The sequence below is a fragment of the Amycolatopsis sp. NPDC051903 genome (assembly GCF_044452505.1).
Lineage (GTDB): Bacteria > Actinomycetota > Actinomycetes > Mycobacteriales > Pseudonocardiaceae > Amycolatopsis.
In genome coordinates, this window is the sequence record NZ_JBITBT010000014.1 from 68,415 (window position 1) to 81,009 (window position 12,595).

The window sequence follows — 12,595 nt, forward strand, 5'->3', positions numbered from 1 at the left end:
TCCGGTCCGGACACCTCCGGGCGGGACCGCTCGCCTTCGGAGCCGTCAGTAGGACTTCGGCAGCCCGAGCACGTGCGTCGAGACGTAGTTCAGCACCATCTCCTGGCTGACCGGCGCCAGCCGCAGCAGCCGCGCTTCGCGGAAGTAGCGTTCGACGTGGTACTCCTTGGCGTAGCCCATGCCGCCGAGGGTCTGGATGGCCTGGTCGGCGGCCGTGAACCCCGCGTCGGCGCAGAGGAACTTGGCCATGTTGGCCTCGCGGCCGCACGAGAGCCCGCGATCGTAGCGCCAGGCGGCGTTGCGGGCCATGAGCGCGGCGGCGTCGAGCCGGGTCTGGGCTTCGGCGAGGGGGAACGCGATGCCCTGGTTCTGCCCGATCGGCCGGTTGAACACCACGCGGTCCTTCGCGTAGGACACCGCGTGCTCGACGGCGGCGCGCCCGATGCCGAGCGCCTCGTGGGCAAGCAGGATGCGCTCCGGGTTCAGCCCGTCGAGCAGGTACTTGAACCCCTGCCCCTCCTCGCCGATCCGCGCCGAGGCCGGCACGCGCAGGCCGTCGATCGCGACCTCGTACGAGCTGACGGCGTTGCGGCCCAGCTTGGGGATCGCGTTCAGCGTGATCGCGGCCGGGTCGACGTCCACGAGGAACAGCGACATCCCGTCGGTCGGGCGCGTGACTTCCTCGAGCGGCGTGGTGCGCGCGATGAGCACCATCTTCTGCGACTGCCCGGCCTTGGTGATCCAGACCTTGCGGCCGTCGATCACGTAGCCCCCGTTGGCACCGCCGTCGCGGCGGGCGAAGGTGCGGATGCGCGTGGTGTCGGTGCCCGCGTCCGGTTCGGTGACGCCGAAGCAGACGTGCAGCGACCCGTCGGCCGCTCTCGGCAGGATCTCCTCGCGCAGTTCGGCGCTGCCGTGCTTGACGATCGTGTTGAGCCCGAAGATGGTCAGGTGCATGGTGCTGCACCCGTTCATCCCGGCGCCGGACGCGGCGACCTCCTCCAGCAGCAGCGCGGCTTCGAAGATCCCGAGCCCGCCCCCGCCGTACTCCTCGGGGATCGCGACGCCGAGCCAGCCGGCGTCGGCGAACGCGGTGTAGAAGTCCCACGGGAACTCGCCCTCGGCGTCGCAGCGGGCCCAGTACTCGTCGGGGAACTTCGCCGCGAGCTCACGGGCGCCGCGGCGCACCGCTTCCTGGTCTTCGGTGAACGCGAAGTCCACCCGTCACCTCCGATTCGGCTCGCAGGCACTGTCATTCGGGCAGTGCCGACTCCAGCGCGCGGATCACCTGCGCGACGTGTCTGCGCGTCGCCTGTTCCGCGGCCGCCGTGTCGCCCGAGCGGAGCGCGTCCAGGATCTCCTGGTGCTCGCCGAGGCTGGCTTCGGGGCGGCCGGGCACGGTGATGGTCACGTTCTGACCCAGCTGGAGCTGTGCGCCGAGCAGGTCGGCGATCGCGAGGAGCCGGCGGTTGGCGGAGCCCTGCCAGATGAGGGCGTGGAACTCGCGGTCGAGCTCGGCGTAGCGGGGGACGTCCCCTTCGGCGAGGGCGGCGTGCTGGCCGGCGACGAGGCCGCTGAGGCGCTCGAGCAGCTCGGCCGGTCGGGCGCGGGCGACGTCCCGCGCGGCCAGGATGTCCACGGCGGAGCGCAGTTCGTAGATGTCGCGCATGTCGGCCACGCTCAGCTCGGCCACGAAGTAGCCCGAGTGCTGCCGCGCGACCAGGAACCCCTCGCGTTCGAGGATCGCCAGCGCGGCCTTCACGGGCGTGGGGGAGATGCCGAGGCGCTCGGCGAGCGGGCGCACGGTCACGCGCTCGCCGGGCAACAGCTCGCGTTCCAGCACCGCTTCGCGGATCGCCCGGTACGCGGTGCGGACCAGGCTGGCCGGTTCGGGTGGCTGGGCACTCACCGCGTCGGGGCTCCTGTCGTCGGCGTCATCGGGACGAGCTCGTGCCGTTGCCACGAGGTCAACTGGTCAGAATAGTGCTCGGAACCGGGCGAGCCGGACGCCCCGCCGGGAATCACCCACCCGGCGGCGTCGAGTTCGGCCAGGTCGAGCACCTGCCGGTAGACCGAGAGGTTGGTGATGGCGAACGACCCACCCGGCGCCCAGCCGTACGCGCCGTTCTGGATCGTTTCGTTGTCCCCGCCGATGCCGGCGGCCGGCGGGTCGAACTCCGCGCCCGTCACGGGGTGCAGCGGGTGCCGAGCGGCGGTGCGGTGCACCTCGCCCCACGGCCGCAACCCGGCTTCCCGCGCCCGGCGCCAGCCCGCGGCCAGCGCGTCGGTGAGCAGCTCGTCGGACAGGTCCGCGGCCGGCCACCGGTCCTCGCGCGGCCAGGTCAGGCTCGCGAACCAGCGGCGCAGCACCACGGGCAGGCCCGGCAGGCCGCACTTCATCAGCCACGCCCTCGCGGCGGCGCCGATCTCCTGGTCGAGCACGCGCTGCGCGAGCTCGCGGCGGACACACGCGTGCACGAGCCCCGTCGTCCCGGCCGGGCCCAGGTCGCCCCGCCCGGCCACGAGGGCGGCCCGGGCGAGCTCGGCGTCGCCGGTGAACGGGCCGCGCCCGGCGAACAGCTCCGCCCAGCGCCGGGCCGCGACCGAGGTCGTGTCGCCCTGCCACGCGCGCATGTCGGCGGCGGTCGCGCGCTCCGTCGCCGCGGCCAGTTCGTGGATGCGCTCCACGCGGTAGGCGTCGTTGACCGCGTGCGACACGAACGGCCGGACGTCGGCGGTCACCGTGTTGTTCGAGGTGACGATCAGGTCGTCGGCCGGGTCCTCCGTGCGCGGCATCCCGGTGAACGGCACCCGGCCGCGCCACCCGAACTCCGGTGCCCAGCCCGGCACCGGCACCTGCGTGGCGGCGAGCCGGTCGCGGGCGGGCAGCTGCCCGCGCAACAGGTAACCGAGGTGCCCGTCGACGTCGGCCGCGACGAGGTTGTTGACGGGGTCGACCCAGCCGTCCTGCCCGTCGAGCAGCGTGCGCACGTCCGGCGCGAGCAGCATGCGCCGCAGCACGCCGAACTGTTCGCACGGCCCGTCGGTGGCGGTCCAGCGCAACGACAGCGCGGCGCCGCTCGCGGGGTCGCCGTGCACGACGGGGCCGTTCGGGGTCAGCCAGCAGCGCTCGACGCGGTCTTCGCCGTCGCGCACGTGGATGACCTCGTCGCGCACCTGCGCGGGGGCCCAGCCCTCGGCCGTGCGCACGCGCTCGCCGTCGAAGTGCTCCACGTACAGGTCCTGCGCGTCGGCCGCCGCGTTGGTGATCGCCCAGCCGACGCGGCCGTTGTGCCCGAAGTGCGGGAAGCCGGGCAGGCCGGGGAAGGTCGCGCCCGACACCGTGAACTCCGGGCAGCGCACGTGCGCCTGCCAGTAGGCGTTCGGCACGTCCAGCGCGCGGTGGGAGTCGTTGACCAGCAACGGTTTCCCGCTCGCGGTGCGGCTCGGACCGAGCACCCACGCGTTGGACCCGCCCTCGGATTCGCTCAGGAACCCCAGGTGCCCGGCCGCCGCCTCGACGTCCGCCCGGGCCTGCTCGAGCAGGTCGGCCCGGGCGCCGTCGACCCGCCCGCCCGGCGGCACGGTCACACGCATCCCGGGCAGCGGCGTCGGATCCAGCTTCGCGGTCGCTTCGGCGCCGGCGCTCGCGCGCAGCACGGCCCGCGCGATCTTGTACTGCCACACGCCCATGAGCACGTGGCGGATCTTGAACATCAGCAGGGAGTCACGCGGGGTCCACGCCTCCCAGCCGATCCCGCCGCGCTCGTACTCCACGGGCGTGCCGTGCTCGGCGACGTGGGCGTTGATCCCCGCCGCGTACGCCTCGAACGTCGCGAGCGTGCGCGGGTCCATCGCGGCGAGGTCGCGCTCGGCGGCGTCGGCCAGCCGCAGCCGGCGCGCCAGCCGGTCGGCGGCCACCGCGGGTTCGCCCACGACCTCCGCCCACCGGCCGCGCGCCCGGCGGCGGTCGTACTCCAGCTGCCACAGCCGGTCCTCGGCGGCGGCGCGACCGAGCTCGAACCACGCCTGCTCCTCGGTTTCCGCCTCGATGGTGGGGATCCCGTACGCGTCCCTCGTGATCATGCGGCGCCGACCTGCGCGGTTTCGGCGAAGTGGCACGCCGCGGTGCGCGTGCCCTCCAGCGTGCGCAGCGCGGGGTCTTCGGCGCGGCAGCGGTCCGTTGCGAGGGGACACCTCGGGGCGAACGAGCAGCCGCCCGAGCGCGTCAGCACGCTCGTCGCTTCACCGAGCTGCTCCACCGGGTCTTCGCGGGAGTGCTCGCGCACGCGCGGCCGGGGCGCGGCTGCCAGCAGCAGCTGCGTGTACGGGTGGCGTGGGTCGGCGAAGAGCTCCTCGGTGTCGCCTTCCTCGACGATCCGGCCGAGGTACATCACGGCGACGCGGTGGGCGAGGTGGCGCACCAGCGCGAGGTCGTGGCTGATGAACAGGTAACTGATGCCGCGCTCGTCCTGCAAGCGCCGCAACAGGTTCACGACTTGCGCCTGCACCGAGACGTCCAAAGCGGACACGGGTTCGTCGCACACGAGGAACTCCGGGTCGAGCGCGATGGCCCGCGCGATCGCCACGCGCTGGCGCTGCCCGCCCGACAGCTCGTGCGGGTAGCGTTGCGCCAGCTCGGGCGCCAGCGTCACGGCCTCCAGCAGCTCCCGCACCCGCGCCTCGAGATCTCCGCGGAACCGGTGCACGCGCAGCGGTTCGGCGACGATCTGCCCCACGGTCATGCGGCCGTTGAGCGAGTCGTACGGGTCCTGGAACACCGGCTGCATCGTGCGCCGCAGTTCGCGCAGCTCCCGCTTGCCGATCGAGTGCACGGCCCGGCCGGCGACCTCGACCCGGCCCTCGTCCGGCCGTTCGAGCGCGAGCAGCAGCCGTCCGGTGGTGGACTTCCCGCAGCCGGACTCGCCGACGAGCGCCAGCGTCGTCCCGCGCGCCACCCGCAGGCTGACCCCGTCGACGGCGGCGACCGTGCCGCCGCGCACCGGGTAGCGCTTCACGAGTCCGTCCGCGACCACGAGATCCGACATCACGCGACCTCCGTTCGATAGCCGGGGTGGGGGTGCCAGCACGCCACGTCGTCTTCGAGCGGCGGCGCCGTGGCGCAGGTGTCGTCGGCCCGCTCGCAGCGCGGCCGGAACGGGCAGCCCTCGATGATCGCCCCGACGGCGGGGACCTGCCCGGGGATGGTGGGCAGTTCGCCGTCGACGGGGCGGTCGGGGTCGGGCACCGAGCGCAGCAGCGCCGCGGTGTAGGGGTGGCGCGGGGTTTCGAGGACCTCGCGCACGGTGCCGGTCTCGACGACCTTGCCCGCGTACATCACGGCCACGCGGTCGGCGATCTCGGCGACCACGCCCATGTCGTGCGTGATGAACAGCAGCGCGGTGTCCCGGGTGCGTTCGCGCAGCAGCGCCAGCACCTGGGCCTGCACCGTCACGTCGAGCGCCGTCGTCGGCTCGTCGGCGATCAGCAGTTCGGGACTACCGGCCAGCGCGATCGAGATCATCACGCGCTGGCGCATGCCGCCGGAGAGCTCGTGCGGCATCTGCCGCGCCCGGGCCGCCGCGTCGGTGATCCCGACGGACTCCATGAGCTCCACGGCGTGGCGCAAGCGCGCCGCGCGCCGCATCGGCGTGTGGATCGAAAGCACCTCGGCGATCTGCGTGCCGATGCGCGTGGTCGGGTTCAGCGAGCTCATCGGGTCCTGGAAGATCATCGCGGCGCGGTCGCCGCGGATGCGCCGCAGCTCGCGCTCGCCGCGCCCGATCAGCTCTGTGCCGCCGAGCGTCGCCGACCCCGACACCTGCGCGGCGGCGGGGGCGAGGCCGAGCAGCGACAGCGCGGTGAGGCTCTTGCCGCAGCCGGATTCCCCGACCACGGCCAGCGTTTCGCCGCGCCCGACGGTGAGGTTCACACCGCGCACCGCTTCGCGCCGGGCGCCGAAGGACACCTTCAGGTCCTGCACTTCCAGCAGCTCAGTCATGACCGGGCCTGCCCAACTCTTCGAGGGGGACGGTGTAGCCACCGCCGTACTTGAGGTGGTGCGCCGCGAGCTCGCCGGCGGTCGGCGTGGCCAGTTCGGGATCGGCGACGACGGGGGCGAGCAGCTCTTCGAGCGCGGCCACGCGGGCGGGCCGGCCCGAGAGCCACGGGTGGACGGTGAGCATGCACAGCGTGCTGAGCTTCTTCGCCGCCGCGATCTCCGCGGCCCAGCCCGAGAGCACCTCGGGCGTGGTCGCGGGCGGCCGCGGATCACCGCCGACGTAGCGGTAGTAGGGCGCGTCGTCGGTGGCCCAGTCCACGGGGACCTCGACCAGCCCGTCGACGACGTAGGGCCGGTCGTCGCCCATCAGCGAGCTGTCGTAGGTCAGCCCGAGCTCGTGCAGCACCCCGAAGACGTCGGTGGTCATGTCCCAGCTGGGGGAGCGGTAGCCGGTGGGCCGCACCCCGGAGATCCCGGTGAGCGTGTCCGCCGCGCGCGCCAGCGTCCGGTGCAGCTCGTCGCGCGTCAGCCCGGTCGGTGCTTCGTGGCACCAGCCGTGCAGCGCGAGCTCGTGGCCCCGCGCATGCACCTCGGCGACCTGCTCCGGGTACTTCGCGGCGATCCAGCCGGGGACGAACACCGTTGCCCGCAGGTTCAAGTTGTCCATCATGGACAGCAGGTTGCGGATCCCGCGCCGCGGACCGTAGCGCCGCTGCTCCAGCTCGCCGACGGACGCCGGCGGGTTCGCCCGCGTGCGCCACAGGTGCGGGGATTCGCCGTCGAAATCGAGCGTGAAGCAGACGGCCGCGCGGGCGCCGCCGGGCCAGGGGTGGGTCACGATGTGCCTCCCGCGGGTGTGGCGGTCGGGGACGGTGCGGGGCTGTAACACCGATCGAAGTCGAGCGTGAAGCAGACGGCCGCGCGGGCGCCGCTGGGCCAGGGGTGGGTCACGGCTTGCCTCCCGCGGGTGTGGCGGTCGGGGACGGTGCGGGGCTGTAACACCGATCGAAGTCGAGCGTGAAGCAGACGGCCGCGCGGGCGCCGCCGGGCCAGGGGTGGGTCACGGCTTGCCTCCCGACGGGGTGAAGTCGCCGGCGGTGCGGCCGCCGTCGACGTCGAGCGTGGTGCCGGTGACGAACGACGCGGCGCTGGAGCACAGCCACAGGATCGCCGACGGCGCGTCGCCCGGCCCGGACGTGCGGCCCAGCGGGATCGCGCGCCGCATCTTCGCGACGTGCTCCTCGGGCAGCTCGCTCACCTCGCTGCCGGGCGCGAAACCCGGGCCCACGCTGTTCACGCGGATCCCGGCCTCGCCGGTCTCGAGCGCGAGCGAGCGCGTGAGCATCTCCAGCGCCGCCTTGCTGGCGGAGTACACGCCGCCGGTGCGGGTGGGGCGTTTCGCCGCACCGGAGGAGAGGTTGACGATGCAGCCGGGGGTGCCGGTGCGGGTCATCGTGCCGATCACGTGGCGCGCCAGCTGGTACGGCGCCAGCACGTTGATCGCGAAGATGGCCTCCACGGTCGCGCGGTCGGTCGTCGCGACGGGGGTGCGCGGGTAGACCCCGGCGTTGTTGACCAGGATGTCGGCCGTGTCCCAGCGTTCGTCGATCGCCGCGATCAGCCCGTCGACGCCGGCGCCGGTGTCCAGGTCGGCCACGGCGGTGTGCGCGCCGAGCCGCCCGGCCAGCTCCTGCAGTGGTTCCTCCCGGTTGTCCGACAGCAGCAGCTCGGCGCCCTGGTCGCGGAACGCCTCGGCCGTCCACGTGCCGATCAGCCCGGCGGCGCCGGTGACGACCACGCGCTTGCCGGTGAACTCACCTCGGTAGTCGGGGATCATGCGGTCTGCCTCGCCATCCGTGTCGTGCGCCGCAGGAGCCGCGGGCGCGGCAGCTCGGCGCGTTTCGCCGGGTCCAGCCGGTCGCGGGCGGCGTCGCCCAGCAGGTTCACGGCCAGCACGAGCAGGAACAGCGCGATGCCCGGGAAGGTCGCGAGCCACCAGGCCGACGCGATGTACTGCTGGCCGTCGGAGAGGATCGAGCCCCACGACGCGGTGGGCGGCTGCACACCGAGGCCGAGGAACGACAGCGACGCCTCGTAGATCACCATCAGGCCCAGCTCCAGCGTGCCGACCACGATGGACACCGGGAGGACCTCCGGCAGCACGTGCCGCAGCACGATCCACCACGCCGGTGCGCCGGTCGCCGTGGCCGCGCGGACGAACCCGCGGCCGCGGGCCTGCAGCGTCGCGGAGTGCGCGACGCGGGCGTAGCGCGGCCAGCGCACGAGCGCGAGGCACACCACGACGTTGAGCAGGCTCGGCCCGAGCACCGCCACGACGAGGATCGCGAGCAGGAAGAACGGTACCGACAGCACGATGTCGACCACCCGCATGATCACCGCGCCGAGCCAGCCGCCGCGCCACCCGGCGATGACGCCGAGCGCCACGCCGACCACGCCGCCGATGACGACCGCGCCGATCGCCACGAGCAGCGACACCTGCGTGCCGTAGATGACGCGCGAAAGCACGTCGCGCCCGAGCGCGTCGGTGCCGAGCCAGTGGTGCGCGCCCGGGGGCAGCAGCCGCTGCGCGAGCGTCACCTTGTTCGGGTCGAACGGTGCGAGGAGCGGTGCGAACACCGCCGCCAGCACGTAGACGAGCAGCACCACCGAAGGGATCACGAGCCGCTTCACGCCGCACCTCCCCGGCCGCCGGCGGTCACGCGCCGGTCGAGCACGCCGTAGAGTAGATCGGTCGCCAGGTTCACCACGATGTACACAGTGGACGCGAACAGCACGATCGCCTGCACCACGGGGAAATCGCGGGCCGAGACCGACTGGATCGTCAGCTGCCCGATGCCGGGCCACGCGAAGATCACCTCGGTCACCACCGCGCCGCCGAGCAGGTTCGCCAGCTCCAGCGCGGCGACGGTGAGCACCGGGATCGCGCTGTTGCGCGCGAGGTGGCGCAGTACCAGCCGCGTCGTGCTCGCGCCCTTGGCCCGCGCCGTGCGCACGTAGTCCTGCGACAGCTGTTCGAGCACCGCGCCGCGCGTCACGCGGGCGATCGCCGCCGCGGACAGCGACGCGAGCGTGACGGCGGGCAGCACGAGCGACAGCGGCCCGTCGTAGCCGGTCGAAGGCAGCCAGCGCAGGGCCACCGAGAACACCAGCACGAGCAGCAGCCCGGTCCAGAACGCGGGCATCGCCTGTCCGATGAGGACGATCGGCATCAGCACCCGCTCCTGCCACCGGCCGCGGCGCAGCGCCGTGATCACGCCGATCGTCACCCCGAACACCACGGACAGGATCAGCGCCGCCACGGCCAGGTTCGCCGTGTAGGGCAGCCGTTCGGCGATGAGCGCCGTGGCCGGCCGGTTCTGCACGTAGGAGTAGCCCAGGTCGCCGCGCACCGCGTTGCCGAGGAACGAGACGTACTGGTGCCACAGGGAATCGCTCAGGCCGAGCTGTTCGCGCACGCGCTCGATGTCGGCCCCCGTGGCGCCCTCGGGCACCAGCAGCCGGGCCGGGTCGCCCGACAGGCGCAACGCGAAGAACACGATGGTGGTCACGCCGAACAGCGCGAGCACGGCCTGCCCGAGCCGGCCGGCGACGTACCGGGGGGTCGCCGGCACGCTCCTCGTCCGCCGCGGGCGGGCGGACACCGCGATCGCCGTCATGTCAGCTCACCTTCATCTGGTCGAGGAACAGGCTTTCCGACGCGTCGGGTGTCCACTTCAGACGCGAGTTCGCGCCGTACACGGCGTAGGACTGGAACAGGCCGATCCCCGGCAGGTCGCGGTTGAGCAGTTCGAACGCCGAGCGGTAGAGCTCGCTCCGCTTGGCCGAGTCGGTCGTCTCGCGCGCCTGCTCCACGATCTTGTCGAAGTCCGGGTTGCTGTAGGAACTCCAGATCTCACCGGTGTGGAAGAGCGGGTAGATTACGCCGTCGGAGTCGAGGCACGAACACGACCACTTGCCGAACCGGATGGACCCCCAGTCGTGTGAGGGGTCCTGCACCTTCTTCAGGTACGTGGCCTGGTCGCTGTTCTGGATCTCCACCTGCAGCCCCACCGCGCCGAGATCGGCCTGGATCGCCTGCACCACCTGCGGGTCGAATGACGGCGAGGTCGCCATCACGAGTTTCGCGCCCACCGCGTGGGCCTCTTGCAACAGCTTCTTCGCGTCCTCGGCGTCGTGCCGGTTGTCCGGCAACGACTTGTCGTAGCCGAAGGCGAGCGGGGTGGCCATCGAGTTGATCGGCTCGGCGTACCCGCGTTCCAGGTTCTGGATGATGGCGTTGTAGTCGATCGCCTCGGCGATGGCCTTGCGCACGCGCGGGTCGTTCGTCGCGCCGCCCTTGATCGTGTTGTACGCCAGGTAAGCCACGCGTTCGGTAGGCGTCGACAGGATCTGCAGCGTGGGGTCGCGGCGGATCTGGTCGGCGGCGTCCGGCGTCAGCGTCGTCGCGAGGTCGACCTTGCGCGATTGCAGGTCGGCCACGCGGCTGGCCACGTTGGGCACCGCGCGGAACACGGCGGTGCGGATCTGCGGCTGCGGGCCCCACCACTTCGGGTTGGCCTTGAGGACCACTTCTGACCCGGCCGTCGCCGACTGCAGCACGTACGGGCCGGACCCGACCGGCTTCACGGCGAACTGCTTGGCCCCGACGCGCTGCACGTAGGCCTTCGGCACCACGGACAGCGTGGTCAGGTAGCTCAGCAGTGTGGGGGAGGGCACGGAGGTGTGCACCACGAGGTCGCTGCCGTCGGCGCTCGCCTTGTCGATCACGGAGAAGTTCGCGTACTGCTGGCTGCCGAACTTCTTGTCGAAGATCCGGCTGATCGAGAACGCCGCGTCCTCGGCCGTCAGCGGGCTGCCGTCGCTGAAGGTCACGCCGGGGCGCATCGTGAAGCGCCAGGTCCGCGGATCGGTCTGGTGCCACGCGGTGGCGAGCCACGGCACGATCGCGTTGGTCTTCGGGTTCCGGCGCAGCAGCTGGTCGAAGATGTTGCGGTACACCGAGTACGTGTCGGTGTCGTACTGCTTGCCGGGGTCCAGGGTGGACGGGTAGTTCGCGGTGTCGATCGTGATGGTGTCGGGGCCGCGCCCGGCGCTCGCCGGCTGGATGCCGCACGAGGCGGTACCCAGGGCGAGCGCCGTGGCTAGGAGCAGGGCCGCACGGAAACGTCGTCGGTTCATGGGCTGGTCCCTGTCAGTTCGGGGGCTGAGGTGGAGCCTGGGGTGGGGACATCAGATCAGATCCAATCGGGAGGGCAAAGGCCTGCGCGAGGAGTTAATCCGCCCGCAACACGCCGCGGGGCGGGATGGCGCCGGTCTTGGCCAGCAGCGGGGCGTCGACCTCGATCGTCTCGGGGTACTTGATGCCGGCACCGGTGTTGAGGACGACGACCTCGTCGTCCTCGCTCACCCAGCCGGATTCCCGCAGCTGGTCGAGCGCGGCGAAGCAGGCCGCGCCCTCGGGGCAGATGAACGCGCCCTCGAGCGCGGCCAGGCGGCGCTGCGCGGCGAGGAGCTCGTCGTCGGTCACGGCGATCGCGGTGCCCTCGGTCGCGCGGACCGCGTCGAGGACGAGGAAGTCGCCGAGCGCCTTGGGTACCGTGATCCCGAACGCGACGGTGTGGGCGTCCGGGAACATCGTGCTCTCGGCGGCACCGGCCTTGAACGCTTCGACGATCGGCGCGCAGCCCGTGGCCTGCACCGCGACCAGGCGCGGCAGGTCGCCGGAGATCCAGCCCAGCTCCCGCATCTCGAGCAGGGCCTTGTAGATGCCGATGATGCCGACACCGCCGCCGGTCGGGTAGAGGATCACGTCGGGCACCCGCCAGCCGAGCTGCTCGACGATCTCGTAACCCATCGTCTTCTTGCCCTCGAGCCGGTAGGGCTCCTTGAGCGTCGACACGTCCTGGTAGCCGCCGCGCTCGGCGACGGCGGCGCCGACGAGCTTGCCCGCGTCGCCGATCAGCCCGTCGACGCGGTAGAGCTCGGCGCCGGCGGCGAGGCACTCCTTCATGGTGATCGCGGGCGCGTCGGCGGGCATCGCGATCAGGCTGTCGAGCCCGGCGCGGGCGGCGTAGAGGGCCCAGGCCGCGCCGGCGTTGCCGTTGGTCGGCATCGCCACGCCGCGCACGCCGAGCTCGGCCGCGCGCGACACGCCCACGGCCGCGCCGCGCGCCTTGAACGACCCGGTGGGCACGAGGCCCTCGTCCTTCATCAGCAGCTTCGGCACGCCGGACTGCTTGCCCTGGTTCGGCAGCGGCAGCAGGGGGGTCAGGCCTTCGCCGAGGCTCACGACGTGTTCGGGCGAGCGCACGGGCAGCACCTCGTGGTAGCGCCACAGGCTGGGCTCGCGGGCGGCGAGGTCCTCGCGCGTCACGGTCTCCCGCACCCGCTCCAGGTCGTACCGCGCGAGCAGGGGCGCCCCCGCGGCCGACGTGCCCGCCACCTGGTCGGCCTCGTACCGCTCGCCGGTGCGGGAGCACTCCAGATGGGACAGGAACGAGAACGACATACCGCCTCCAGTGGTCGGGTCAGGTTGCGGGGAAGTTTGGATCCAAAACGGTCCCACGTCAACCG

General features: G+C 72.5%; 11 protein-coding genes. All 11 read right to left on the reverse strand.

Annotation, left to right across the window (positions count from 1 at the left end; translation table 11 throughout):
• Positions 1-45: 45 nt before the first annotated feature.
• Complete coding sequence (locus tag ACIA77_RS26940; protein WP_395888757.1) at positions 46-1,221, reverse strand: acyl-CoA dehydrogenase family protein; 1,176 nt, start codon at positions 1,219-1,221, stop codon at positions 46-48.
• A 31-nt stretch (positions 1,222-1,252) separates the two neighbouring features.
• On the reverse strand, positions 1,253-1,909 hold the full coding sequence (locus ACIA77_RS26945; protein ID WP_395888758.1) for a GntR family transcriptional regulator: 657 nt from the start codon (positions 1,907-1,909) through the stop codon (positions 1,253-1,255).
• Positions 1,906-4,086 (reverse strand): penicillin acylase family protein, encoded by a 2,181-nt coding sequence (locus ACIA77_RS26950; protein ID WP_395888759.1) that lies wholly within the window; start codon positions 4,084-4,086, stop codon positions 1,906-1,908. The genes ACIA77_RS26945 and ACIA77_RS26950 overlap by 4 nt, the downstream gene beginning before the upstream one ends.
• Complete coding sequence (locus tag ACIA77_RS26955; RefSeq protein ID WP_395888760.1) at positions 4,083-5,048, reverse strand: ABC transporter ATP-binding protein; 966 nt, start codon at positions 5,046-5,048, stop codon at positions 4,083-4,085. The genes ACIA77_RS26950 and ACIA77_RS26955 overlap by 4 nt, the downstream gene beginning before the upstream one ends.
• The gene (locus ACIA77_RS26960; RefSeq protein ID WP_395888761.1) at positions 5,048-6,001 is read right to left on the reverse strand and encodes an ABC transporter ATP-binding protein; all 954 of its coding nucleotides are present in this window, start codon (positions 5,999-6,001) and stop codon (positions 5,048-5,050) included. Before ACIA77_RS26960 ends, ACIA77_RS26955 begins: the two co-directional genes overlap by 1 nt.
• Positions 5,994-6,839: a polysaccharide deacetylase family protein gene (locus ACIA77_RS26965; RefSeq protein WP_395888762.1), complete on the reverse strand. Its 846-nt coding sequence runs from the start codon at positions 6,837-6,839 to the stop codon at positions 5,994-5,996. The genes ACIA77_RS26960 and ACIA77_RS26965 overlap by 8 nt, the downstream gene beginning before the upstream one ends.
• A 222-nt stretch (positions 6,840-7,061) precedes the next feature.
• Positions 7,062-7,838: an SDR family NAD(P)-dependent oxidoreductase gene (locus ACIA77_RS26970; protein ID WP_395888763.1), complete on the reverse strand. Its 777-nt coding sequence runs from the start codon at positions 7,836-7,838 to the stop codon at positions 7,062-7,064.
• Positions 7,835-8,692: an ABC transporter permease gene (locus tag ACIA77_RS26975; protein WP_395888764.1), complete on the reverse strand. Its 858-nt coding sequence runs from the start codon at positions 8,690-8,692 to the stop codon at positions 7,835-7,837. The genes ACIA77_RS26970 and ACIA77_RS26975 overlap by 4 nt, the downstream gene beginning before the upstream one ends.
• Entirely contained in the window at positions 8,689-9,678 is a 990-nt protein-coding gene (locus ACIA77_RS26980; RefSeq protein WP_395888765.1) for an ABC transporter permease, read from the reverse strand. The genes ACIA77_RS26975 and ACIA77_RS26980 overlap by 4 nt, the downstream gene beginning before the upstream one ends.
• 1 nt (position 9,679) lies before the next feature.
• Positions 9,680-11,200: an ABC transporter substrate-binding protein gene (locus ACIA77_RS26985; RefSeq protein WP_395888766.1), complete on the reverse strand. Its 1,521-nt coding sequence runs from the start codon at positions 11,198-11,200 to the stop codon at positions 9,680-9,682.
• A 94-nt stretch (positions 11,201-11,294) separates the two neighbouring features.
• Positions 11,295-12,530 (reverse strand): threonine synthase, encoded by a 1,236-nt coding sequence (locus tag ACIA77_RS26990; protein ID WP_395888767.1) that lies wholly within the window; start codon positions 12,528-12,530, stop codon positions 11,295-11,297.
• Between the last annotated feature and the right edge of the window lie 65 nt (positions 12,531-12,595).